This is a genomic window from Klebsiella sp. YJ (assembly GCF_002108615.1).
Lineage (GTDB): Bacteria > Pseudomonadota > Gammaproteobacteria > Enterobacterales > Enterobacteriaceae > Klebsiella > Klebsiella planticola.
Genome location: NZ_MTEG01000022.1, coordinates 12,221 through 36,654, shown reverse-complemented (window position 1 = coordinate 36,654; position 24,434 = coordinate 12,221). Strand labels below are relative to the sequence as shown.

Annotated in this window: 19 protein-coding genes; 3 read left to right on the top strand and 16 right to left on the bottom strand. The window is 56.4% G+C overall.

Annotated elements, in window-relative coordinates:
• Nucleotides 1-8: 8 nt before the first annotated feature.
• Together glpG and glpE are read right to left on the bottom strand one after the other, a co-directional pair.
• Entirely contained in the window at nucleotides 9-839 is an 831-nt protein-coding gene (glpG, locus tag BV390_RS21240; protein WP_032698658.1) for a rhomboid family intramembrane serine protease GlpG, read from the bottom strand.
• A gap of 141 nt (nucleotides 840-980) precedes the next feature.
• On the bottom strand, nucleotides 981-1,310 hold the full coding sequence (gene glpE / locus BV390_RS21235) for a thiosulfate sulfurtransferase GlpE (RefSeq protein WP_032690433.1): 330 nt from the start codon (nucleotides 1,308-1,310) through the stop codon (nucleotides 981-983).
• A gap of 213 nt (nucleotides 1,311-1,523) precedes the next feature.
• Here glpE and glpD point away from each other — a divergent pair, with 213 nt between their 5' ends.
• Nucleotides 1,524-3,032, top strand: coding sequence for a glycerol-3-phosphate dehydrogenase (gene glpD, locus BV390_RS21230; RefSeq protein WP_032696907.1), 1,509 nt, complete (start codon nucleotides 1,524-1,526; stop codon nucleotides 3,030-3,032).
• An 86-nt stretch (nucleotides 3,033-3,118) separates the two neighbouring features.
• On the opposite strand, the gene glgP is transcribed toward glpD, so the two are convergent.
• The 11 genes from glgP to BV390_RS21170 form a co-directional block, all read right to left on the bottom strand.
• Nucleotides 3,119-5,566: a glycogen phosphorylase gene (glgP, locus tag BV390_RS21225; RefSeq protein WP_032690431.1), complete on the bottom strand. Its 2,448-nt coding sequence runs from the start codon at nucleotides 5,564-5,566 to the stop codon at nucleotides 3,119-3,121.
• Between the two features lie 17 nt (nucleotides 5,567-5,583).
• Entirely contained in the window at nucleotides 5,584-7,017 is a 1,434-nt protein-coding gene (glgA, locus tag BV390_RS21220) for a glycogen synthase GlgA (protein WP_004868519.1), read from the bottom strand.
• A complete protein-coding gene (glgC, locus tag BV390_RS21215; protein ID WP_032690430.1) occupies nucleotides 7,017-8,312 on the bottom strand; it encodes a glucose-1-phosphate adenylyltransferase in 1,296 nt (431 codons plus the stop codon). The genes glgA and glgC overlap by 1 nt, the downstream gene beginning before the upstream one ends.
• An 80-nt stretch (nucleotides 8,313-8,392) precedes the next feature.
• The gene (glgX, locus tag BV390_RS21210) at nucleotides 8,393-10,369 is read right to left on the bottom strand and encodes a glycogen debranching protein GlgX (protein WP_032696910.1); all 1,977 of its coding nucleotides are present in this window, start codon (nucleotides 10,367-10,369) and stop codon (nucleotides 8,393-8,395) included.
• A complete protein-coding gene (gene glgB / locus BV390_RS21205; RefSeq protein ID WP_032696912.1) occupies nucleotides 10,366-12,552 on the bottom strand; it encodes a 1,4-alpha-glucan branching enzyme in 2,187 nt (728 codons plus the stop codon). The genes glgX and glgB overlap by 4 nt, the downstream gene beginning before the upstream one ends.
• A 246-nt stretch (nucleotides 12,553-12,798) precedes the next feature.
• Nucleotides 12,799-13,905 carry an aspartate-semialdehyde dehydrogenase gene (asd, locus tag BV390_RS21200; protein WP_004868528.1) on the bottom strand — a complete coding sequence of 369 codons (1,107 nt, stop codon included), beginning with the start codon at nucleotides 13,903-13,905 and terminating at the stop codon, nucleotides 12,799-12,801.
• 426 nt (nucleotides 13,906-14,331) lie between these two features.
• Nucleotides 14,332-15,672 carry a gluconate transporter gene (gene gntU, locus BV390_RS21190; protein ID WP_032690426.1) on the bottom strand — a complete coding sequence of 447 codons (1,341 nt, stop codon included), beginning with the start codon at nucleotides 15,670-15,672 and terminating at the stop codon, nucleotides 14,332-14,334.
• The gene (gntK, locus tag BV390_RS21185; protein ID WP_004868532.1) at nucleotides 15,672-16,202 is read right to left on the bottom strand and encodes a gluconokinase; all 531 of its coding nucleotides are present in this window, start codon (nucleotides 16,200-16,202) and stop codon (nucleotides 15,672-15,674) included. Before gntK ends, gntU begins: the two co-directional genes overlap by 1 nt.
• A 186-nt stretch (nucleotides 16,203-16,388) precedes the next feature.
• Nucleotides 16,389-17,384 carry a gluconate operon transcriptional repressor GntR gene (gene gntR / locus BV390_RS21180; protein ID WP_004868533.1) on the bottom strand — a complete coding sequence of 332 codons (996 nt, stop codon included), beginning with the start codon at nucleotides 17,382-17,384 and terminating at the stop codon, nucleotides 16,389-16,391.
• 114 nt (nucleotides 17,385-17,498) lie between these two features.
• Nucleotides 17,499-18,194 carry a quercetin 2,3-dioxygenase gene (yhhW, locus tag BV390_RS21175; protein WP_032690425.1) on the bottom strand — a complete coding sequence of 232 codons (696 nt, stop codon included), beginning with the start codon at nucleotides 18,192-18,194 and terminating at the stop codon, nucleotides 17,499-17,501.
• Between the two features lie 121 nt (nucleotides 18,195-18,315).
• Complete coding sequence (locus BV390_RS21170) at nucleotides 18,316-19,353, bottom strand: oxidoreductase (protein ID WP_032690424.1); 1,038 nt, start codon at nucleotides 19,351-19,353, stop codon at nucleotides 18,316-18,318.
• 356 nt (nucleotides 19,354-19,709) lie between these two features.
• Between BV390_RS21170 and yhhY the strand changes: the two genes are divergently transcribed.
• Nucleotides 19,710-20,186, top strand: a complete 477-nt coding sequence (gene yhhY / locus BV390_RS21160) for an N-acetyltransferase (protein WP_162180063.1) — start codon at nucleotides 19,710-19,712, stop codon at nucleotides 20,184-20,186.
• Between the two features lie 236 nt (nucleotides 20,187-20,422).
• Here the strand turns inward: yhhY and ggt are convergent, their stop codons facing one another.
• Nucleotides 20,423-22,165, bottom strand: coding sequence for a gamma-glutamyltransferase (ggt, locus tag BV390_RS21155; RefSeq protein WP_085397312.1), 1,743 nt, complete (start codon nucleotides 22,163-22,165; stop codon nucleotides 20,423-20,425).
• Between the two features lie 119 nt (nucleotides 22,166-22,284).
• On the opposite strand from ggt, the gene BV390_RS21150 reads away from it, so the two are divergent.
• On the top strand, nucleotides 22,285-22,608 hold the full coding sequence (locus tag BV390_RS21150) for a DUF2756 family protein (protein ID WP_004868539.1): 324 nt from the start codon (nucleotides 22,285-22,287) through the stop codon (nucleotides 22,606-22,608).
• Nucleotides 22,609-22,626: 18 nt separating this feature from the next.
• Here the strand turns inward: BV390_RS21150 and ugpQ are convergent, their stop codons facing one another.
• Both ugpQ and BV390_RS21140 read right to left on the bottom strand, forming a co-directional pair.
• Entirely contained in the window at nucleotides 22,627-23,367 is a 741-nt protein-coding gene (gene ugpQ, locus BV390_RS21145; RefSeq protein WP_032698648.1) for a glycerophosphodiester phosphodiesterase, read from the bottom strand.
• Nucleotides 23,364-24,434 carry a sn-glycerol-3-phosphate import ATP-binding protein UgpC gene (locus BV390_RS21140; RefSeq protein ID WP_032690420.1) on the bottom strand — a complete coding sequence of 357 codons (1,071 nt, stop codon included), beginning with the start codon at nucleotides 24,432-24,434 and terminating at the stop codon, nucleotides 23,364-23,366. Before BV390_RS21140 ends, ugpQ begins: the two co-directional genes overlap by 4 nt.

Sequence of the window (24,434 nt, the reverse complement as noted above, 5' to 3'; positions counted from 1 at the left end):
AGACGGCCCTATGTTCGCTTTCGCACATGTTGCGTATCGACAAACGCCATCGCCAGCCCGGTCAGGAGACCCGCCACATGCGCACCGTTCGCAATCGACATGCCAAAAACATCAAACCATCCAGCAATTAACCACACTAAAGAGAAGAGTATCAAGCCACGCTGCAAATAGACGCCGCTTTGCGGATCCCGTTCTCCACGCAGCCAGACATAGCCCATCAGCGCATACACGACGCCGGATAACCCACCAAACCAGGGGCCGCTAAACTGGTGCTGAATAAACCCGCTTAACAAGGCGCTAATGACGGTAATGACCACCAGCTTGCCGCTGCCGATGCGTTTCTCCACCGCCCCGCCAAGGTACCACCACCATAGCAGGTTAAACAGGATATGCATCAGCGAGAAGTGCATGAAAGCATGGCTAAAGTAGCGCCAGACTTCAAATTTCAGCGACGGGTCATACGGCCAGGCCAGCAGCAACATTACCGGCTGGTCGCCGAGGATATTTTGCAACGCAAAGACCGCAATGCAGACGAGCAGAATCGCCCATGTAAACGGCCCGGCGTTGTGGCGCAGGGTGGCAAAAAAGGGAAAGCGCTGGTAGCGCAGCCCGCTATTGGTGTGCCCGGATTGCCAGCTGGCCGCCAGATAACGCGGATCGGCAGGGTTTTCCAGGAAGCGAGCCAGTTCAGCCTGCACCCGCCCGGCCTGACTCTCATCGGCCAGCCAGACATCACTCTGATCATGCTGCTGAATGGTCAGGATAACGCCCTGTGTCGCCATGTAGTCGACAAACGCCTGGGCCACACGCGGGTTAGCAAAAGAGGTAATCATTAACATACAGCGGATCGCTTATTCCACACAAAGGGGGCTAGTATATACGAGTTTGCAGGAGTGGCGCGCCCGGGACGTCCTTGAACAACACATCCGCAGCCATGCCATCTGAAACAAGACGGGAATAACGGTATGACGTGCTAACGTTTAAAGCGCGCCATGTTCCACTTCCGCCGGGAAATGACGATGCCACGCATCGAACCCGCCATCCACGCTGTAAACCTTGTCATAGCCCTGCTGTAGCAGATACTGCGCGGCGCCTTTACTGCTATTGCCGTGGTAACACATCACCATCACCGCGGTGTCAACGTCGTTATCGCGCATGAACGCGCCCAGCGTATCGTTGGTCAGATGAAACGCACCCGGCGTATGTCCCATCGCAAAACTCTGCGGATCGCGGATATCCACCAGCACCGCCATTGCCTGATGCAGTTTCTGGTGCGCTTCTTCAACATTGATACATTCAAAGTGGTCCATGTGCTCTTTCTCTATATAGCGGAATGATATTGCTGACCCGTTACCGGCCATGATTCTACTGCCTAGTTTACCGTCAGACGGGAAATAAACGCCAATATGTTACACGCATCACTCTGAAATGTTTTTTTGATGTTACCAATGGCGCGTTTGTTTGCTATATTGAGCGATAACGAACATTTGTGAACTTAAACGAAAGTGCCAGAGGTAGCGAACGTGGAAACCAAAGATCTGATTGTGATAGGGGGAGGCATCAACGGTGCCGGTATCGCGGCAGACGCCGCCGGGCGTGGTTTATCCGTACTGATGCTGGAAGCACGCGATCTCGCCTGCGCCACTTCCAGCGCCAGTTCGAAGCTGATTCACGGCGGGCTGCGCTACCTCGAACACTACGAATTCCGCCTCGTCAGCGAAGCGCTGGCCGAACGTGAAGTGCTGTTAAAAATGGCGCCGCATCTCGCCTTTCCGATGCGCTTTCGTCTGCCGCATCGCCCGCACCTGCGTCCGGCATGGATGATCCGTATTGGTCTGTTTATGTACGATCACCTGGGGAAACGTACCAGCTTACCCGGCTCAACCGGCTTGCGATTTGGCGCAGAATCGGTATTAAAACCTGAAATCGTGCGCGGTTTCGAATATTCCGACTGCTGGGTCGACGATGCGCGTCTGGTACTGGCTAACGCGCAGATGGTGGTACGCAAAGGTGGCGAGGTCCGGACCCGTACCCGGGCAATTTCGGCGAAACGTGAAAACGGCCTGTGGATTGTCGAGGCGGAGGATATCGATACCGGCGAGAAATTCACCTGGCAGGCCCGTGGCCTGGTCAATGCGACCGGCCCGTGGGTCAAACACTTCTTTGACGAAGGGATGCACCTGCGCTCACCGTACGGCATTCGCTTGATTAAGGGCAGCCATATTGTGGTGCCGCGCGTGCACACCCAGAAACAGGCCTACATTCTGCAAAACGAAGACAAACGCATTGTGTTCGTGATCCCATGGATGGATGAGTTCTCGATAATCGGCACCACCGACGTTGAGTACAACGGCGATCCGCAGAAAGTGGCGATCGATGACAACGAGATCAACTATCTGCTGAACGCCTATAACGCACACTTCAAAAAGACGCTGTCCCGTGACGATATCGTCTGGACCTACTCCGGCGTCCGTCCGCTGTGCGACGATGAATCGGATTCGCCGCAGGCGATTACCCGCGATTACACCCTGGATATCCATGACGAACAGGGCCAGGCGCCGCTGCTGTCGGTATTTGGCGGCAAGCTGACGACTTATCGCAAGCTGGCCGAGCACGCGCTGGAAAAACTGACGCCCTACTACAAAGGCATCGGTCCGGCCTGGACCAAAACCGCGGTGCTGCCCGGCGGGGATATCGACGGTGACCGCGACGATTACGCGGCCAAACTGCGCCGCCGGTTCTCATTTATCAGCGAATCGATGGCGCGTCACTATGCCCGCACCTACGGCAGCAACAGCGAGCTGATCCTCGCAGAGGCGGCATCGATAGCGGATTTGGGTGAAGATTTTGGCCATGAGTTCTATGAAGCCGAGCTGAAATACCTGGTGGAGCATGAGTGGGTACGCACTCTTGAGGATGCCATCTGGCGCCGGACGAAACAGGGCATGTGGCTGAATGACCAGCAGCAGGCGCGGATCGGCGAATGGCTGGCGCAGCACGCGGGAAAGTCTGAGCTTTCGCTGGCGTCGTAAGCCACCACAACCTGCGCCTGCGGGGAGTTTACGCATAGAATGCATAAAAAACGGGGCCAGTGGCCCCGTTTTCACTGCGTAACCGGCTACAGCCTTACCGGGTCGATATGCCAGATATGGTCGGCGTATTCCTGAATCGTACGGTCAGAAGAGAAATAGCCCATGTTGGCGATATTATGCATCGCTTTCATCGCCCACTCTTCCGGATGACGATACAGCTCATCCACCTTATCCTGGCAATCCACATAGCTACGGTAATCAGCCAGCACCTGATAATGGTCACCGAAGTTGATCAGCGAATCCAGCAGATCGCGATAGCGACCCGGCTCCGACGGGCTGAATAGTCCGGTACCGATTTGCGTCAGCGCCTGATGCAGTTCCGGATCCTGTTCGTAAAATTCCCGCGGCTTGTAGCCGTTACGACGCAACGCCTCCACCTGTTCCGCGGTATTGCCGAAGATAAAAATATTATCCTCGCCCACGTGCTCCAGCATCTCGACGTTCGCGCCGTCCAGGGTACCGATGGTCAAGGCGCCGTTAAGCGCAAATTTCATATTACTGGTTCCGGAAGCTTCCGTACCCGCCAGCGAGATCTGCTCTGAAAGATCCGCCGCCGGGATAATCAGCTGCGCAAGGCTAACGCTGTAGTTCGGGACAAACACCACTTTTAGCTTATCGCCAATCTGCGGATCGTTGTTCACCACCGCCGCCACATCGTTAATGAGGTGAATAATGTGCTTGGCCATGTAATAAGCGGAGGCGGCTTTACCCGCAAAGATATTCACGCGCGGCACCCATTCGGCGTCAGGATCGGCCTTAATACGGTTGTAGCGGGTAATGACGTGCAGGACGTTCATCAGCTGACGTTTGTATTCGTGGATACGTTTGATTTGCACGTCAAACAGCGCTTTCGGGTTCACCACCACATTCAGCTGATGGGCAATCACGTTTGCCAGCCGCTGCTTGTTCTCCAGCTTCGCCTGACGTACGGCCTGATTCACCGTCGGATAGTCAATATGCTGCTCCAGCTCCTTGAGCTGGCTCAGATCGGTACGCCAGGTACGTCCGATGTTCTCGTCCAGCACCTTCGACAACGGCGGATTCGCCAGCGCCAGCCAGCGGCGCGGCGTCACGCCGTTAGTGACGTTAATAAAGCGCATCGGGAAAATCGTCGCGAAGTCGGCAAACAACGACTCCACCATCAGCCTGGAGTGCAGTTCGGAAACGCCGTTCACCTTATGACTAATCACCACCGCCAGCCATGCCATGCGCACGCGACGGCCGTTGGATTCGTCGATAATCGACGTGCGACTCAGCAGCGCGGTATCATTGGGATACTGCTCCTGCAGCGTCTTCAGGAAGTAGTCATTGATCTCGAAAATAATCTGCAAATGGCGCGGCAGAATTTTCCCCAGCATATCGACAGGCCAGGTCTCGAGCGCTTCACTCATCAACGTATGGTTGGTGTAGGAGAAGACCTGGCAGGTGACTTCAAACGCCTCATCCCAGCCGAACTTATGCTCGTCAATCAGCAGGCGCATCAGCTCCGGAATCGACAGCACCGGATGGGTGTCGTTGAGGTGAATCGCAATTTTGTCTGCCAGGTTAGCAAAGGTTTTATGCAGCTGATAATGGCGGTTGAGAATATCCTGCACCGTCGCGGAGACGAGGAAATATTCCTGCCGCAGACGCAGCTCGCGCCCGGAGTAGGTCGAGTCGTCCGGATACAGTACCCGGGAGACGTTTTCGGAATGGTTTTTATCTTCTACCGCCGCGAAGTAATCACCCTGATTAAATTTACCGAGGTTAATCTCGCTGCTGGCCTGGGCGCTCCACAGACGCAGCGTGTTGGTCGCGTCGGTATCAAAGCCCGGGATAATCTGATCGTAGGCTTCCGCCAGGATCTCTTCGGTTTCAACCCAGCGCGCCTGTTTACCTTCCTGCTGAATGCGTCCGCCAAAGCGCACTTTGTAACGCGTATTATGCCGTTCAAATTCCCACGGGTTGCCGTATTCGAGCCAGTAATCCGGGGACTCTTTCTGCCGCCCGTCAACGATGTTTTGCTTAAACATCCCGTAGTCATAGCGGATACCGTAACCACGGCCAGGCAGGCCCAGCGCCGCCAACGAGTCGAGGAAACAGGCGGCCAGGCGCCCAAGACCGCCATTGCCCAGCCCCGGGTCATTCTCTTCGTCAATCAGCTCTTCAAGGTTCAGCCCCATCTCTTCCAGCGCGCTGTTCACATCTTCGTAGATGCCCAACGACAGCAAGGCGTTCGAAAGCGTACGGCCAATCAGAAATTCCATCGACAGGTAATAAACCTGGCGTACTTCCTGAGAAAGCTGAGCGCGATTCGAGCGCAGCCAGCGCTCCACCATACGGTCGCGGACGGCAAACAGCGTGGCGTTGAGCCACTCATGCTTATTGGCGATGGCCGGATCTTTACCAATGATAAACATCAGCTTATAGGCAATAGAGTGCTTTAACGCCTCAACGCTCAGCGTGGGTGATGCATAGCTAAAGGGTACATTCATCGCAATGACTCCTGTGGTTACAGCAAGCGTTGATAAAGTTCGCGATAAGAGTGCGCCGCGACCTGCCAGCTAAAATCCATATTCATCGCCTGACGCTGAACGTAACGCCAGAGCGACGGGCGCGACCACAGCACGAACGCGCGCCGAATTGCCCGCAGCAGCGATAGTGCATTGCTGTCCTCAAAGACAAAACCGCTGGCCACGCCATCGGCCAGATTTTCCAGCGAACTGTCGGTCACGGTATCCGCCAGACCACCGGTACGCCGCACCAGCGGCAGCGTGCCATACTTCAGGCCATACAGCTGTGTTAAGCCACAGGGCTCAAAACGGCTGGGAACCAGAATCACGTCGGCGCCCCCCATGATGCGGTGTGAGAAGGCCTCGTGATAACCAATCTGCACGCCAACCTTGCCCGGATGCTCGGCGGCCGCAGCGAGGAAACCTTCCTGGAGTACCGGGTCCCCTGCGCCAAGCAGCGCCAGTTGCCCCCCCTGCTCAAGCAGGCCCGGCAGCGCTTCGAGAACTAAATCCAGCCCTTTCTGGCTGGTCAAACGGCTGACCACGGCGAACAGCGGGGCTTTGTCGTCTACTTTCAGCCCCATCGCGATTTGCAGCTGGCGCTTGTTCTCCGCTTTGTCCTCAAGGCGATCGCGGTCATAACGCGATGCCAACAGCAGGTCACTCTCCGGGTTCCAGATGCCCGCATCCACGCCGTTCAGGATCCCCGATAGCCGCCCCTCGTGCTGGCGCTGACGCAGCAGCCCTTCCATGCCGTAGGCAAATTGCGGTTCGGTTATTTCCCGCGCGTAGGTCGGACTGACCGCCGTAATATGATCGGCGTAATAGAGCCCGGACTTGAGGAACGAGATCTGGCCGTTGAACTCCAGGCCATGCATGTTATAGAACGACCACGGCAGTTCGATCTCATTCATGTGCCAGGAGTAGAACATCCCCTGATAGGCCAGATTGTGTACCGTAAAGACCGATTTCGCCGGTCGTCCACGCGCGGCCAGATAGGCTGGAGTCAGACCCGCATGCCAGTCGTGAGCATGCACGACATCAGGACGCCAGAAAGGATCCAGCCCGCAGGCCATCTCGCTACCTACCCAACCCAGCAGCGCAAAACGCAGCACGTTGTCGGTGTAAGCATGTTGGTTGGTATCGTGGTAAGGGCTCCCTGGGCGGTCGTAGAGATGCGGGGCATCAATCAAATAGATCCCCACGCCGTTATAGTGACCAAACAGCAGCGTCATGCGTCCGGCAAAAGTATCCCGCCGCGTCACCACCTGCGCATCGGTGACGCCACGGCGAATGTCCGGGAACGCCGGCAGCAGCACGCGCGTATCAATACCTTCAGCGATTTGCGCCGCAGGTAGCGCGCCGATCACATCCGCCAGACCGCCGGTTTTTAACAGCGGGAACATCTCTGAACATACATGTAAGACCTGCATTATCGCTCCTGTTTATGCCCCAACTTCCGCAACATATCACGCGTAACCAGCACGATGCCTTCCTCTGAACGGTAGAACCGACGCGCATCCTCTTCCGCGTGTTCGCCGATCACCATGCCCTCAGGAATCACGCAGGCACGATCGATTACGCAGCGGCGCAGGCGGCATGAGCGCCCCACCCACACTTCTGGCAATAAGACTGCCGAATCAATATTACAGAATGAATTCACGCGCACGCGCGGGAACAGCACCGATTGCACCACCACGGAGCCGGAGATAATACAGCCGCCGGAAACCAGCGAGTTCAACGTCATACCGTGACTCCCCGAGCGGTCCTGAACGAACTTCGCGGGCGGCAGAGACTCCATATGGGTGCGAATCGGCCAGTTCTGATCATACATGTCCAGCTCCGGCGTCACCGAAGCCAGGTCCAGGTTCGCTTTCCAGTAGGCTTCAAGCGTACCCACATCGCGCCAGTACGGTTCCGCATCCGGGTCAGACTGCACGCAGGAGAGCGGGAATGGATGTGCATAAGCCATGCCAGCTTCGGTTATCTTCGGAATAATATCTTTGCCGAAATCGTGGCTGGAGTTTTCGTCGTTATCATCTTCAGTCAGCAGTTCATAAAGATAATCCGCATCAAAGACATAGATCCCCATGCTGGCCAGCGATTTGGTCTCATCGCTCGGCATCGCCGGCGGCGTCGCCGGTTTTTCGACGAATTCGATAATTTTATCGCTTTCATCCACCGCCATAACGCCAAAGGCGGATGCCTCTTCGATGGGCACCGGCATACAGGCCACGGTGCAGCGAGCCCCTTTTTCGACGTGATCGATCAACATGCGCGAGTAGTCTTGCTTGTAAATATGATCGCCGGCGAGGATCACCACATATTCCGCTTTGTAGCGACGAATGATATCGAGGTTCTGCGTCACCGCATCCGCCGTGCCGCGATACCAGTTTTCGCCATGCACCCGCTGTTGCGCTGGCAGTAAATCGACGAACTCGTTCATTTCTTCGCTGAAAAACGACCAGCCGCGTTGGATATGTTGCACCAGAGTGTGCGATTGATACTGGGTGATGACGCCGATGCGGCGAATACCTGAGTTAATGCAGTTAGATAATGCGAAATCAATTATGCGAAACTTACCGCCGAAATGGACAGCCGGTTTTGCACGCTTAATAGTTAAGTCCTTAAGCCGGGTACCGCGTCCACCCGCAAGAATCAACGCAACGGTTTTGATGGGGAGCTGACGCGCCAGCATCAACGGATCGTTCTTTTCTAGCCTAACCATGATTAACTCCTTTTGACATCCCAGCCTTCCTGTCCCTCTCACCGCGCAGCGGCCGCGAGTGCAACCGGAAGCTTCAGGGCTTACGACCTTTGAAATACGCACACTCCGTGCGCGGGCCCATGCCAGACAGCCATGACGACCGGATTATCCTCTCCGGCGAAAGGAGGAACGGCGTGCCACTCCCCCTCAGGTAATTCCATATGAGCCACCTCTGGGGTGGCATTCACCGTCATTAACCAACGGCCAGACAGCAAAATTTGCAGACGCGCGGTGCCGTGCTGCCATTCATCGGCAGTTAACGGTTGCGCATACTGGTTTAGCCAAACAACGTTGCCGTCCCCTTCCTGCCACCAGTGGTTACTGGTTAATGCCGGTATGCATCGACGCAGATGAATGAGCGCGGCGGTAAATGCCGTCAGCCCGCTATTTGCCTGGTTCCAGTCAAGCCAGGTCAATGCGTTGTCCTGACAATAGGCGTTATTGTTGCCGTGCTGGCTATGACCATGCTCGTCACCCGCCAGCAGCATCGGCGTGCCCTGCGCCAGCAGCAGCGTCGAGAGCAGGGCATGAACGCTGTCCCGACGCCGCTCAAGCACATCAAGACTCCCCCCTGTTCCCTCTATACCATGATTGCTGCTGTAGTTATTGTTAGTCCCATCGCGATTCTCTTCACCATTCGCCTCATTATGTTTCTGATTGAAACAAACGCAGTCGCGCAGGGTGAAGCCATCGTGGGCGGTGATCAGGTTCACCGCCGCAGCGGGCTGGCGACCGTTACGCGAAAAGAGATCGCTGGACGCAGCAAAACGCCGGGCAAACTCGCCCAATGAGACGCTTTGTTGTAACCAGAAGCGCCTGGCGACATCGCGAAAATGGTCATTCCATTCGGCAAACAGCGGTGGGAAGTTCCCCACCTGATAGCCACCGGCGCCAATATCCCAGGGTTCGGCAATCAGCTTCACGGCCGCCAGCTGCGGATCGTTACGGATCGCTTCAAACAGCGGCGCATCCTGGCGAAATTCCGGCGTGCGTCCCATCACCGAGGCCAAATCAAAGCGAAAACCATCGACGTGGCACTCATCGACCCAAAACCGCAGACACTGGCGGGCATACTCCACCACGTCCGGCTGGCTGAGATTGAGCGTATTTCCGCAGCCGGTCCAGTTGTAGTAATCCCCGTCTTCTCTGATCCAATAATAGTTACGGTTATCGATTCCGCGCAAAGAGAAGGTCGGCCCTTCAAGATCAATTTCAGCACTGTGGTTCAGCACTACGTCGAGGATCACTTCAATACCCGCCGCGTGCAGCGCCTTTACCGCATCGCGAAACTCATCCAGCGCACGCGCAGGCTCGCTGGCATAGCGCGGATCGAGCGCGTACATCGCCATTGGGTTATAGCCCCAGTAGTTGCTTAACCCCATTCTCTGCAGGCGCGGTTCGCTGGCAAACTGCGCCACCGGCATCAGCTCCAGCGCCGTAATACCAAGGGTCCTGAAGTAATCGATCATCACCGGGTGACCCAGCGCTTTATAGGTGCCGCGAATCGACTCCGGCAGCCCGGGATGCAGCCAGGTCAGCCCTTTAACATGGGCCTCATAGATAACCGTCTGGCCCCAGGGGGTCCCCGGCGGCGCATCGTTCTGCCAGTTGTAACGCAGATCCACAACCTGCGACTTTGGCGCAATCGCCGCGCTGTCACGATGATCGGGAAAAAGATCGCCTCCGTGGAGACGCTCATCATCGGGCAGTACGCCCTCAACCCGGTGACAGCACGGGTCGAGCAGCAGTTTGGCCGGATTAAAGCGGTGCCCCTGCGCCGGATCCCACGGCCCATGCACACGGTAGCCGTAGAGCAGACCCGGCCCGGCGGCAGGAAGCCAGCCGTGCCAGATATTGCCCGTGCGCGCGGGTAAATCGAACCGCTGCTCATTGCCTTGTGCATCAAACACGCAGAGCTCCACTCGCTCGGCATGGGCGGAAAAGAGCGTGAAATTCACCCCCTTTCCGTCATAGCTTGCCCCCAACGGCGAGGGTTTTCCGGCCGCCAGTGTCGTCATTCTGCCTCCCGTACCAGCCAGACGGTCGCCAGCGGCGGTAGCGTAATCGAGAGAGAATGCTCACGCCCGTGACTGGCGATGGCCTCACTTTCCACGATGCCGCCGTTACCGGTGTTGCTACCGTGGTAATGCATCGAGTCGGTGTTCAGCTCTTCACGCCAGCGCCCTGGCTGGTTAATCCCGAACCGATAGCCGTGACGCGGCACCGGCGTGAAGTTGCTGGCAACGATAATCTCATTGCCGGCCTTATCGCGACGGACGAAGACAAATACCGAGCGCTCATGATCGTCCACCACCAGCCATTCAAAGCCATAGGGATCAAAATCCAGCTCGTGCAGCGCTTTATGGTGACGATAGGTATGGTTCAGATCGCGTACCAGGCGCTGGACGCCGTGATGCCAGTTATCGCCGCCTTCCAGCAGATGCCAGTCCAGGCTACCGTCGTGGTTCCATTCCCGCCCCTGGGCAAATTCATTGCCCATAAACAGCAGTTTTTTCCCCGGGAAAGCAAACATCCAGCCGTAGTAGGCGCGCAGGTTGGCAAACTTCTGCCAGGCATCGCCGGGCATCCGGTCAAGAATCGATTTTTTGCCGTGAACCACTTCATCGTGTGACAGCGGCAGGACGAAGTTTTCGGTGTAGTTGTAGAGCATCCCGAAGGTCATCTTGTCGTGATGATGACGACGATAGATGGGATCGAGCTTCATGTAGTCGAGGGTGTCATGCATCCAGCCGAGGTTCCATTTGAACCAGAAGCCAAGACCGCCCGTCGAAGACGGTCGTGAAACCCCGGCGAAGTCGGTGGACTCCTCCGCCATCGTGACCGCTCCCGGCGTCTGTTCGCCGAGCACGCGGTTGGTATTGCGCAGGAACTCAATCGCTTCGAGGTTTTCCCGGCCGCCGTACTCGTTGGGCACCCACTCACCCTCTTTGCGGCTGTAGTCGCGGTAGATCATTGACGCTACCGCATCCACGCGCAGGGCATCGATCCCGAAGCGTTCAATCCAGTACAGCGCGTTACCGACCAGGAAGTTGCTGACTTCCCGGCGACCGTAGTTGTAGATCAGCGTATTCCAGTCCTGGTGATAACCTTCACGCGGGTCGCTGTGTTCATACAGCGCGGTACCATCGAACGATGCCAGCGCAAAGTCATCCGACGGGAAGTGGCCCGGCACCCAGTCGAGAATGACGTTCAGACCCGCGGCATGGGCGGCATTCAGGAAGTAGCGGAAGTCTTCACGGGTGCCAAAGCGGCGGGTCGGCGCGTACAGCCCGGTCGGCTGATAGCCCCAGCTGCCGTCGAACGGATGTTCGTTTACCGGCAGCAGCTCCAGATGGGTGAAGCCCATCCACTTCGCGTAGGGCACCAGTTGATCGGCCAGTTCGCGGTAGCTCAGCCAGAAGTTGTTATCGGTATGGCGACGCCAGGATCCCAGATGGACTTCATAAATCGAAATCGGTGCATCAAACTGATTGGCCTGTTTGCGGGACTGCGGCTGTTCGATCTTTTCCGGCAGACCGCAGATAAGCGAGGCGCTTTCCGGGCGCATCTGCGCTTCAAAAGCATAAGGGTCAGACTTCACGCGCAGATGGCCGTGGGCGTCAATCAGTTCAAATTTATACAGCTGGCCATTATGCGCCCCGGGCACAAACAGCTCCCAGATGCCGGACTCTTTGCGCAGGCGCATCGGATGGCGGCGGCCATCCCAGTAGTTGAACTGCCCGACAACGGAAACCCGACGGGCGTTCGGCGCCCAGACGGAAAAGCGCGTGCCGGTGACGCCGTCCATCGTGTCGGCGTGCGCCCCCAATGTTTCATAAGGCCGCAGATGGGTCCCTTCTGACAGCAGCCAGACATCAAGATCCTGCAGCAGCGGACCAAAGCGATAAGGGTCGTCAATCAGATTTTGCTGGCCATGCCAGGTGACCGCCAGCTGGTAACGAAAAGGATTTTTTCGCCGCGGCAGAACGCCGCTAAAGAATCCGCGTGAGTCGAGGCATTCGAGCTTGCCGACTTTGCGCCCGGTTTTCGGTTCAATAACCCATACATCGGTGGCATCGGGTAATAATGCGCGTACTTCCAGCCCGGCATCGGTTTGATGCATGCCAAGTACGGAAAAGGGATCCGCAAAATGGCCGGAAATAAGCGCATTAATCACGTCTCTATCGATACGATTAGACATGGTTTCATCCTGTTGTAAGTGTCGCCCTTTCCTGTATCTGGCGACTTTTTTTGACCTGAACGGTGCAGCACACTGTGCATCCTCCTGCTCCGTCCCACCTTCAGGTAAGGCAACGTTGTCGTTCCTTACTTAAAGCATAGCCAAGGCTGTCTTACCTCCGTTGGAAAAATCTGACATCCGCGTGTACTCCTTGTATTACGCAAAAAAAAGGAGGTGTAAAACACCCCCTTTTTGTTCATCCAGTTATCAAGCCAGCTGGCGCAACATGCGTCGCAGTGGCTCGGCGGCGCCCCACAAGAGCTGGTCACCAACGGTGAAAGCCGACAGGTATTCCGGCCCCATATTCAGCTTACGCAGACGACCCACTGGCGTGGTCAGGGTGCCGGTGACGGCGGCCGGGGTCAGCTCACGCATCGTAATATCACGATCGTTCGGTACGACTTTGGCCCACGGGTTGTGTGCGGCCAGCAGTTCTTCCACGGTCGGGATAGAGACATCTTTTTTCAGTTTGATAGTAAACGCCTGGCTGTGGCAGCGCAGCGCGCCAACGCGTACACACAGGCCATCGACCGGAATGACTGACGAGGTGGCGAGAATTTTGTTTGTCTCAGCCTGACCTTTCCACTCTTCGCGGCTCTGGCCGTTATCCAGCTGCTTGTCGATCCATGGGATCAGACTGCCTGCCAGCGGCACGCCAAAGTTATCCACCGCCAGGTCGCCGCTGCGGGTCAGCGCCGTCACTTTGCGTTCGATATCCAGAATGGCGGACGCCGGGTTCGCCAGCTCTGTCGCCACGTGGCTATGCAGCTGGCCCATCTGGGTCAGCAGCTCACGCATGTGGCGCGCCCCGCCGCCGGATGCCGCCTGGTAAGTGGCCACGCTCACCCACTCCACGAGATCCTGGGCAAACAGGCCGCCGAGGGACATCAGCATCAGGCTGACGGTACAGTTGCCGCCAACAAACGTTTTCACGCCATTATTCAGACCGGCGGTAATCACATCCTGGTTTACCGGATCAAGAATAATGATGGCGTCGTCTTTCATGCGCAGCGAAGAGGCGGCGTCAATCCAGTAACCCTGCCAGCCGCTTTCACGCAGCTTCGGATACACGTCGTTGGTATAATCCCCGCCCTGGCAGGTCACAATAATGTCCAGTGCCTTCAGCGCGTCCAGATCAAACGCGTCCTGCAGCGTACCGCCGGTGCTGCCACCAAAAGAGGGAGCCGGCTGCCCCAGCTGAGAGGTGGAGAAAAAAACAGGGCGAATGGCGTCGAAGTCGCGCTCTTCAACCATGCGTTGCATGAGTACAGAGCCGACCATTCCGCGCCAGCCGATAAAACCAACATTTTTCATAACGTATTTCCTGGGAGATGTGTGCTGTTTGTGCCTAGCCAGTTTCCTGCTGGATCATCCCTCACATTACAAAATGCTGCTAAAGTCGCAAGTGAAATTAATCAATGATTGCGCGGCAATCAGAAAAGCAACTTATTGAACGCAGTTTCTGCCGACATCGGTACCCAGAAAAACCGCAAAGATTATCGGGGAAATGGTCGTGGGAAGGGAATATTTTCCGCCGCTTTTTTATTGATCTGGATTATGGATCTGCGCAGAAATTTAGCGATATCGCGCCGGTGGAGAAAGCGGAGAAAACCAGGCCTGATACGGCCTTATGAGGATTAATCCTTTCGTCTCATCGCTCAGCAGAGACGTTTTTTTTACGCTATTGGAGGGGCGATTTGCCCGGCCTCGCGTCGCTCGGCCGGACAATCTCAGCGGCGTTTAGCTTAACAACGTAAACGCGATCATACCGACGATGGCACCGGTGGTGCCGAGGATAGTTTCCATCATCGTCCAGGTTTTCAGCGTCTGCGCTTCGGTGGCGCCGGTAAATTTCCCGAACAGCCAGAAACCGGCGTCGTTCACGTGGCTCACTACGATGGAACCGCCCGCGATACAGATGGAGAGCGCCGCCATCTGCGCACCGCTGTAGTTCAGCTGCTCGATGACCGGCATGACCAGCCCCACGGCCGTTAAGCAGGCAACGGTCGCAGAACCCTGGATAATACGCACCGCCGCCGCCAGCACGAAGCAGGTAATGGCGATAGGTAATCCCATGCCCGTCAGCGCTTCACCGAGCGCCGGTCCTACGCCGGAGTCAACCAGCACCTGTTTGAAGACGCCGCCGGCGCCGATAACCAGCAGGATAATCCCCGCAGGCTGCAGCGCATGACCGCAGATCTCCATCACCCGATCTTTCGCCATCCCCTGACGTATCGCCAGACCATAGATAGCCACCAGACATGCGACCAGAATCGCGGTGAACGGATGGCCGATAAACTCAAACCATTCGTAAGCGCTGGAGCCAACCGGCACAAAGCGCGCGGCGATGGTTTTCAGCCCCACCAGCACCAGCGGCAGGAGAATCAGCGACAGGCTAAAGGCAAAAGACGGCATCTTGCCTTCACCCAGGCTTGGTTCGCTAATATCGTCAGGAATATGCAGCTCAACGTAGCGGCTGATGAAGTTGCCCCACAGCGGCCCGGCGATAATCATTCCCGGAATCGCCGCACACAGACCAATCAGGATCATCCAGCCAAAGTCAGCATGCATTTGCGATGCCAGCAGCATCGGCGCCGGCCCGGGCAGCAGGAACGCCGCCGCGGCCGCCACGCCCGCAAACAGCGGGATAACCAGTTTCACCAGGTTGGTACCGGTATGGCGCGCCATGGAGAAGGCCACGCTGATCAGCAGCACGATCGCCACTTCAAAAAACAGCGGCAGCGCGCAGATAAGACCGGCGAGGCCAATCGCGTAATGAGCGCGGCTGTGGCCGAAAGATTTCAACATCTTGACGGCAATCTGATCGACAGCGCCGGTTTCATGAAGAATCTTGCCAAACATCGCCCCGAGTGCCACGACGATCGCCAGGAAGCCCAGCGTCCCGCCCATCCCTTTTTCCATCGTCGCCGCAATTTTATCCAGCGGCATTCCGGAAAAGAGACCGGCACCAATAGAAACCACCATCAAAGCCACGAAAGCATGCATACGCGCCTTCATGACTAAAAACAGCAGCAGCAAAACGGAGCCCACTGCTGTTAAAACAAGCGTTAATGTACTCACTAGTTACTGCCTTTGTTGATCACCTCAATGGTGCTCGCGACCACGCCTTCCAGCGATTGATCAATATCGACGATTAAAACATCGCCTTCGTCTGCGCCAGGTTCCTGCAGCGTTTCAAACTGGGTCACCAGCATCTGGGTTTTAAAGAAATGGCCTTTACGCGCTTTCAGACGGCTTTCAATCAGGTCGAAATCACCTTTCAGGTAGACGAAAGAGAGATTCGGGTTGCCCTTACGAAGAATATCGCGATAGCTCTTTTTCAGAGCGGAACAGACGATCAGCGAGACTTTATTTGTACGCTGCATGGCAAAAGCGGCGTCGTTCAGCGCCTGCAGCCACGGTGTACGATCATCGTCGTTTAACGGTTCGCCGGAGGCCATCTTGTTGATGTTGCTACGCGGGTGCAGAAAGTCACCATCGAGAAACGCGGCATGCAGCTGATGCGCCACTTCGCTGGCGACAGCGGATTTACCACTGCCGGAAACGCCCATCAGGACATAGACGTGGTGATCATGGTTAGTCGTGCTCAAAGCTTCCTCCCACTGGACACATATACCAAGCCTTACTGGCTGCAAGAATACAGCGTGAAAGACTCGTATACAGATTGATTGTTACGGGTAACTGTTATCGGTAACATTGTCATGCCGGACTCAGGGATAAGCAATCACCATTCGTGCCAGAAATGAATATGTGTGATCTACTTCAAACTTGTCAGTCTAAATTGATCCGCCCGGTGACAATGTGAAACCTAAATCTAACATCTTCGGCGTCACGACTTCACCCCGAATGCGGGCCAGCAGCCGTTCGGCTCCAATGCGTCCCATTCGCTCGCGCGGGGTCAGCACGCTGGCCAGCCGCGGTTCCATCACCTGCCCAATATCATGGCCGTGGAAACCGGCGATCGCCATATCGTCCGGAATTTTCAATCCCAGGCGCTGACACTCAAAAGCGGCACCGACCGCAAGGTCATCGTTGGTACAGAAGATCCCATCGAGCTGCGGATATTCGCGACGCGCCTGGCGCATCAGCTCGATCCCTGACGAATAGGACGAAGATTGTTCAACCATCACGCTATACGGCGTCATGCCGGCATCGCGCATCGCCTGTTCATATCCCTTTTGCTTGATGATAGTACGTTCATCAAGACGCGCCCCCAGATACGCCACGTGGCGATGGCCGCGGGCAATAATCGCTGCGGTCATCTGGCGTGCGGCATCAAAGTTATCAAAACCGACGGCGATATCGAGGCACGGCGACTGGCTGTCCATCAGTTCAACCACCGGGATACCGGCAACTTCGATCATTTTCAGCGTGCGAGGGGTATGGGTACGTTCGGTGAGAATCAGGCCATCAATGTTCCATGAGAGCATGGATTCGAGACGCTTTTCTTCCATTTCCGGCTTATAGCCGTAGTGCGCGAGCATCGTCTGGTAGCCGAAGGCATCGGTGACGCTTTCAATTCCACGCAGCACTTCCGAGAAGACCTGGTTGGTCAACGAGGGCAGCAGCACACCAATGGCGCGACTGGTGGCATTAGAGAGGATATCAGGCGCACGATTGGGAATGTAACCCAGTTCATCGAGTGCAGCGGCAATCTTGCCACGCAGGGCCTCGGAAACCTGTTCCGGGTTACGTAAAAAGCGACTGACCGTCATTTTGGTCACGCCGACAAGATCGGCTACATCCTGCAGTACGGGTCTTTTCTTTTTCATCGTCCTGACTGTGATAACGGGGGAGACATTTTCCCAGTTTATCACGGACAAAGCGCAACCTTCCCAAACATCCGGGAAGGCTGCGCAATTTATTTACCCATCTGCACAACGGAATCAGACCGGCGGCAGATCGAACAGCAGGATCTCGCTATCACTGTCGGCGTGTACGGAAATCGCCTGCTCGTCCCAAATCGCCAGGCCATCGCTGGTGGTCGCTTTGGTACCGTTAATCGTCACTTCGCCTTTCACCACCTGGATCCACACGCGGCGTTCCGCGGCAATCTGATGTACCGACTGTTCATCTTTCAGCAGCGCCCAGCGGTACAGTTCCATATCCTGGTGCACTTTCAGTGAACCGTCACGAGCATCAGGCGACAGAACCAGCTGTTTGCCCTGCAGAGCATCAAAGCGACGCTGTTCGTAGCGCGGAGTGATGCCGTTTTCTTCTGGCATAATCCAGATCTGGTACAGATGCAGTTTTTCTGTCTCGCTTGGGTTGTACTCGGAGTGACGGATCCCGGTACCTGCGCTCATGATCTGGAACTCGCCCGCCGGAACCTGCTCTTTGTTACCCATGCTGTCCTGATGCTCAACCGCCCCTTCCAGCACGTAGGTCAGGATTTCCATATCTTTGTGCGGATGGGTACCGAAGCCCTGGCCGGCATCAATCACGTCATCATTGATAACCCGCAGTGCCGAGAAGCCCATGAAATTCGGGTCATAATAGTTAGCGAAAGAGAAAGTATGCCAGGAATCCAGCCAGCCGTGGTTAGCGTGGCCGCGTTCGTTAGCTTTGCGTAAGTAGATCATGTTGCACCCCCGTATGTTTTCGATGGAGTCAGTGTGGACTCAATCTGTTCACGATCATAGAGGGTGAAAATTGACTCCTCTGTTCAAAAAATATGAATAATTACAGAGGAGCCAGGAAGGCTTATTTATCTAAGGTTATCGTGGCCGGAGAGGGCTGTTCAAACCCGCGTCCGAGGATCTCCATATTCGTGAGAACGTCAGATTCCTTGACGTAATTTGGCTGACCGTTAACGAGGGTTTCATACAGCGCATCATAGACCCGCCCATAGTCGCCGGTTTCAATCGGGATCTCTTCCCGCACGGTTTCACCCGCTTCATTGACGTACTCCAGCAGGCCAAACGTATCGTCCGCGCCGAATCCTGGCTCACCCGGCATAATATTGGCTTTCAGGCTGGTTTCCTGCCGATCGATACCATATTTGATAAACGAACCTTGATGGCCGTGAACGATAAACCTCGGGTACGCCAGCTTCACCAGGTGGCTGGTTTTAACAATGGCCTTCAGGTCGCCGTAGAACAGCTGGGCTTCAAACGTGTCATCCGGGTTGGCTTTGTTGCGCAGGCTGCGGATGTCATAAGCCACGTGGTCCGGGCGGCCAAACAGCGAGATGAGCTGATCCAGCGTATGCACGCCAAGACCGTAAAATGTGCCATCCTGCGGGACTCCGGGCTGGGTTTCTGCGACCGGGCGATAGAGGTCAAAATGGCTCTCAACTTCCACGATCTCACCCAGTTTGCCGCTCTCAATCACCTTTTTCATCGTCAGGAAACAGGAATCAAAGCGGCGGTTCTGGTATGGCGTCACCGTCAGTCCCCGACTCTTCGCCAGTGCAAAGAGCGCCTTTGCCTCTGCTAGCGTGGAGGTAAACGGTTTTTCTACCAGCACATTTTTACCTGCTTCCAGCGCCCGCTTTGCATATTCGAAATGGCTGTCCGCATGGGTACAGACGATCACCAGTTTTACCTGCGGGTCGTTGAGCACTTCGTCGAGGTCGCTGGTGAAATGAATATGAGAATACTGCGGCGCCTGCTCCTGCGGCTTCGCGCTGCGACGATAGATATGCGCGACGCGCCAGCGGTCTTTGCGGTGCAGAACATAAGGAAGATGGTAGCGGGTCGTGCTTTTGCCAAACCCAATAAATGCGCAGTGCAGAGTCATACAGCCGTCCTTTGTTGAGGTTTCTGCTGCTCACCATAGCGCACCCCGGCGACGAACTTAACTCTTAACCCATTCAAGATGGTGGAAATGACCGGCAAAAAAGCCAAAAAAAAAGCCAGCACCTGGCTGGCTAAAGTAATACTGGAAGCAATGTGAGCAATGTCGTGCTTTCAGGCTTTCCGCAAGGGTCTCCCTGAATGCAGGACAATAATAATCATTCTCATTCGCACTTGTCTACCTCTTTTTGCAAAAATTAGGCGTTGACGCATTTTTTAAACTCAGGGATGTTTAAAAGGCCAATAAAGTGGATGAAGACCGCGATGCCGCGGCACAGGAGAAGAGGAATGAGTGACATAGTGATACGCCACGCCGAACCGCGCGATGCAGAACCTTTACGCCAGCTGACGGCCCACCCGGAGGTCTATCACGACACACTACAGCTTCCTCACCCCTCGATGGAAATGTGGCAAGAACGTCTACAGCCCAGGCCTCACAGCCACCATCTGGTCGCCACTCTTGATCATAGCGTCGTCGGTCACCTGATGCTCAGCGTCGAACCGCGGCCTCGCCGGAGCCACGTTGCCACCTTCGGAATGAGCGTTGACGCAGCGTTCCACGGACGTGGAGTGGGCAGCGCGCTGATGCGCGAGATGATCAACCTGTGTGATAACTGGCTGCGCATCGAACGTATCGAGCTAACGGTATTTGCCGATAATTCATCCGCGCTGGCGCTATACCGGAAGTTCGGTTTTGAAATTGAAGGAACCGGCAGGAAATTTGCCCTGCGCAACGGCAAGTATGTGGATGCGCATTTCATGGCGCGCCTCAAGTAACCACTCAGCATTGCCCGGCGGCGCTATGCCTACCGGGCCCGTGATTGTGCATCATTCTGTAGGCCGGGTAAGGCGTCAGCCGTCGCCCGGCGTGTTATCCGCAGTTCCCCAAAATCTCCGCGCTACCGGCCAGGCGATGAACCTGGGAGACGGTAAATCCCCCCATTATGGACAATCGGGGATTTGCCCGGCGGCGCAAGGCTTACCGGGCCTGTGGCTTGCCCCTGGCAAATCAATCAGTAGCCCGCCGTCAAATCACCGGGCGAGCGCGGATCGGACGCGCCATACAGCGTCCCGTCCGGGCCCACCATAATGCTCTGGGTACTGCCCATCGCCTCTTTCAGCGCCACTTTCTGCCCTTTCTGCTCCAGCAGCTTCAGCGTATCCGGGCTAAACCCCTTCTCCACCCGCAGCTCATCCGGCAGCCACTGATGATGGAAGCGCGGCGCATTGGTGGCTTCCGCCACGTTCATACCGAAATCAATGGTGTTGACCACCATCTGCAGTACGGTGGTAATAATGCGACTGCCGCCCGGACTACCGGTCACCAGCCAGGTTTTCCCCTCTTTCACCACGATAGTCGGCGACATCGACGACAGCGGACGTTTTTTCGGCCCGACGGCGTTGGCATCGCCGCCCACCAGCCCGTAGACATTCGGCACGCCAGGTTTCGCCGAGAAGTCATCCATCTGGTTGTTCATCAGTATCCCGGAGCTACCCGCCACAATACCGGTCCCGAAGGTGGTATTGAGCGTATAGGTGACCGCCACCGCGTTACCCTCTTTATCCACCACCGAGAAATGGGTGGTCTGGTTACTTTCATACGGCGCCAGTTTGCCCGGACGAATCTGGCTCGAAGGTTTGGCTTTGTTGATATCAATCTGTTCAGCAATCGATTTGGCGTAGGCTTTGTTGGTGAGCGCTTGCCACGGTACTTTGACAAAGTCCGGATCGCCGAGATACTCCGAGCGGTCGGCATAGGCATGCTTTTCAGCTTCCGCCATGACCTGCATGGCGTCTGCACTGCCGAAGCCATATTTATGCATGTCGAAGTTTTCGAGGATATTGAGGATCTGTACGATGTGGATCCCCCCGGATGAAGGCGGTGGCATCGAAAACACCTGATAACCGCGATACTCGCCGCTTATCGGCGTACGCTCGACCGCCTTGTAGCCGGCAAGGTCGGCTTTGGTGATCAGGCCGCCGTTTTTGTGCATTTCGTCGGCAATCTGATCGGCAATCGTCCCTTTATAAAAGGCATCCGGGCCATGCTCCGCGATCAGCTCAAGGCTTTTGCCCAGCTGTTTTTGCACCAGCTTGTCACCTTTCTTCAGCGGCTCACCGTTTTTCCAGAAGATGGCTTTACTGTTCGGGTGACTGGGGATGACTTCACTCCCGTAGGTCTTCAGATCGTCGGCCAACGCATCGTTCACCGTGAAGCCCTCTTCCGCCAACTTAATCGCCGGGCGGATCACCTTGTTCAGCGGCATGGTGCCGTATTTTTCCAACGCTAATGAGAAGCCCGCCACGGTACCCGGCGTACCGGAAGCCAGATGCGAAGTGAGCGATTTTTTGCTATCCGGGTTGCCCTGATCGTCAAGGAATATATCCCGGGTGGCCTGCTCAGGCGCCATTTCGCGAAAATCAATCGCCGTCGTTTTACCGTCTTTGGTCCGCAGCATCATAAATCCGCCGCCGCCAATATTACCGGCCTGTGGATGCGTGACCGCCAGCGCATAGCCCACCGCCACCGCGGCATCGACGGCGTTACCGCCCTGACGCAGAATATCCACCCCGACGCGGGTTGCCATCGCATCCACCGAGGCAACCATCCCCTCCCGGGCACGAACCGGGTGAAAGACATCTTCTTCTACACCATAAGAAACGGGCGGCGGGGTGGGATTTGCGGCGACGGTAAAACTTCCGCCGGCCAGCAAAGCAGCGATGACCACCTGACGCCAGGAACGCGTGTTTATCATTGTCTTACTCCTGAAGTGTTTTTTTCCCCGCTTAAGCCTGGTTGATAAGTCCTAAAAAATCATTGTTATGCCGAAAAGGAGGTACACTTAAGTGATCCCACGCACGGGAGGAGAGAACCATGAAAGCACTATTATTTCTGGCGGCGCTGCTGCCACTAAGCGTCCTGGCACAGCCACTCAACACCACCAATAATCCCAACCAGCCGGGGTACGTCATCCCCAGCCAGCAGCGGATGCAAAATCAGATGCAGGTGCAACAGCAGCAGCACCAAAGCATGCTGAAGCAGGATATGCAGAGCCAGACACGCGCCCAGCAACAGCATCTCCAGACGCAGCTCAACAACAACCAGCAGCGGGTCATTCAGAGCGGTAATTTGAATTCGTCGCAGCAGATGTTGCCGAATAACAACGGAGGGATGTTGCAACGGCAGACGACGCCATAACGGCCGTCTGCCGGTGGATCAGGCCTGGAAGTCAGGACCGATGACATCAATGGCATCGGTACAAATGCAGTCCACGCCCCAGCGCAACAGCTCAGCCGCCCGCTGGGGCTTGTTGACGGTATAGACGAGGATGTGCAGACCCGCGGCCTTCAGGCTTGCCACTCGCGACTCATCCAGCAGTTTATGGTTAAGGTGGATCGAAACGCACTCCAGGCGCGTGGTCAGCTCGCGCCAGTCCTCGCGCCACTCATCCAGCAGCAGCCCGCGCGGCAGCTCAGGCACCGCCTGCTGCGCCGCCTCCAGCGCGTCAATTTCAAACGATGAGAGCAGCGGCGGCGTCATCCCCTGCCACAGCTCACGGGCCGCCAGCGCCACCGCTTTCCCGGTGAGCGGCCCGGTGCCGGTCGTTGGTTTAATCTCGATATTCGCCATCATGCCGTGCTGACGACAGCGTTCGGCAACCTCGGCCAGCAGCGGCAGCGGCTCGCCTTTGAATTCATGGCTATACCAGCTTCCGGCATCGGCTTTCAGCAGTTCGCTCCAGGCCAGCTCGCCGGCGACGCCCCAGCCGTTGCTGGTGCGCTCGAGATGGTCATCGTGCAGCAAAAAAATCTGTCCGTCTTTCGATAGCTTGGCGTCAAACTCGATCATCGTATGCCCGAAACGGGCGCCGACGTCGATGGCCGCCAGGGTGTTTTCCGGAGCCAGTTTCCCGCCGCCACGATGGGCGACGATGTGAGGATAAGGCCAGTGACTCATGCGCGTTGTCCTGTTTCACCATCAAAGAGGTGCAGATGATCCTCGGGCAGATGCAGCCACAGCGTGCTGCCTGCTGACGGACGCTGCTGATGCGGCAGCCTGACCACCAGTTTCTGCTCGCCCCAGCGACCGTGGGCAAGGTTATCGGCACCTAAAATTTCCAGCGTATCCATCACCAGCGGTACGCCACCTTCCGCCTGGGAGCTTAATGCAAAATGCTCCGGGCGGATACCTAACGTCATCTTACGCCCGGCATGGCGGCGATGCTCGCCATTCATCGGTAAACGCAGGCCGCCTTCCAGTTCAAAACGACGACCATCTTCGCTGATGCGCCCGTCCAGCAGGTTCATCGCCGGACTGCCAATAAAGCTCGCCACAAAGCGGCTGGCCGGTTTCTCGTACACCTCGACGGGGGTGCCAATTTGTTCGGCAATACCTTTATTCATGACCATCACCCGCTGGGCAAGCGTCATCGCTTCCACCTGGTCATGCGTGACGTACAACGAGGTGGTTTTCAGACGACGATGCAGCTGCTGAAGTTCAAGACGCATCTGGACGCGCAGCTTGGCATCGAGGTTCGATAGCGGTTCATCAAACAGAAATACCGCCGGGTCGCGCACGATGGCGCGGCCCATCGCCACACGCTGGCGCTGACCGCCGGAGAGCTCGCGCGGGCGGCGCTTGAGTAGCCCGTCCAGCTCCAGAATGCGCGCCGCTTCCTGCACCCGTTCGGCGATCAGGCCTTTGCCCATACCGCGTATTTTTAGCCCCCAGGCCATGTTCTCTTCCACGCTCATGTGCGGGTAAAGCGCGTAGTTCTGAAACACCATCGCGATCCCGCGATCCTTCGGTTCCATCTCGGTCACACGCTGGCGGTTAATCCAGATATCGCCGCTGGTCACGCGTTCAAGCCCGGCGACCATGCGCAGCAGCGTTGATTTCCCGCAGCCGGACGGTCCGACCATGACGATAAATTCCCCATCCGCGACGTCCAGCGTCAGCGGTTGAATCACCTGGGTTTTGCCATCCCAGCTTTTGGTTACAGCCTGTAGTTTTAAACCTGCCAT